At 65.1% G+C, this 1,062-nt stretch carries 1 protein-coding gene; it reads left to right on the forward strand.

Annotated elements, in window-relative coordinates; all coding sequences use genetic code 11:
- The coding region (locus DWZ22_RS10095; RefSeq protein WP_055252703.1) for an SIS domain-containing protein at window positions 1–1,062 on the forward strand (1,062 nt) is incomplete at its 5' end.

A 1,062-nucleotide genomic window follows, 5' to 3' on the forward strand; every position in this document is an offset into this window, starting at 1 on the left:
ATGAAGGAGACCGAGAAGATCGAGATCATGCACTTCGACCAGGAGGGCTACCTCGAGGACGGCAGGAACGTCTACGAGGCGGGCAAGAAGATGACCGCGCTGGCCGACCGCGTGCACGAGGAGGGCTACGACGCCGTCTTCCTGATGGGCGTCGGCGGCACCTGGGACGAGTTCATGCAGCTCGAGTACCTCATGAACAAGTTCGGCGACCGCGACCTCGAGGTCTACCTGATCCACGCCGCCGAGTGGAACGTCATGGGCCACAAGCGCATGACCGACAAGTCCGTCGTGCTGACCGCCTCCGAGTCCGGCACCACCCCCGAGGTGCTCGAGGCCATCGGCAAGATGAAGGAGATGGGCGTGCGCGTCTACGCCATGACCAACCCCGAGGGCAAGATCGGCCGGGCCGTGGGCGCCGAGAACTGCGTCATGATGGCCTCCGACCACGGCGCCGGCGGCTGCGAGAAGGGCTACTACCTCGCCGACTGCTTCGGCCTGCGCCTGCTCAACCGCCGCGGCTGCTTCCCCAAGTTCGACCTGTTCATCGAGCAGACGAAGGACGTCTGGAAGGACATGCTCGACATCCGCAAGCGCTTCGAGCCGCGCGCCGAGGAGCTCGCGAAGAAGTACGCGCTGGCCGACTACACCATGTTCATCGGCTCGGGCGCGCTGTGGGGCGAGACCATCCTGTACTCCATGTGCCTGCTCGAGGAGATGCAGTGGAAGCGCATCCGCCACATCACCTCGCACGACTTCTTCCACGGCACGCTCGAGCTGCTCGAGCCCGGCGTCCCGGTGTTCCTGTTCATGGGCGAGGACGAGTGCCGCGCCCTCGACGAGCGCGTCCGCGCCTTCCTCACCAGCGGCGTGACCGGCGACGAGGACTACGTCATCATCGACACCGCCGAGTACGCGATCCCGGGCCTGGACGACGACTTCCGCGTCATCGTGTCCCCCTGGATCCTGTCCGTGCTGACCACCGACCGCCTCTCGCGCAACTACGAGCTGGTCACCAAGCACAACCTCAAGTACCGCCGCTACTACCACCAGTTCGACTACTAA

This window comes from Collinsella sp. AF31-11 (assembly GCF_003475605.1).
Classification (GTDB): Bacteria; Actinomycetota; Coriobacteriia; order Coriobacteriales; family Coriobacteriaceae; genus Collinsella.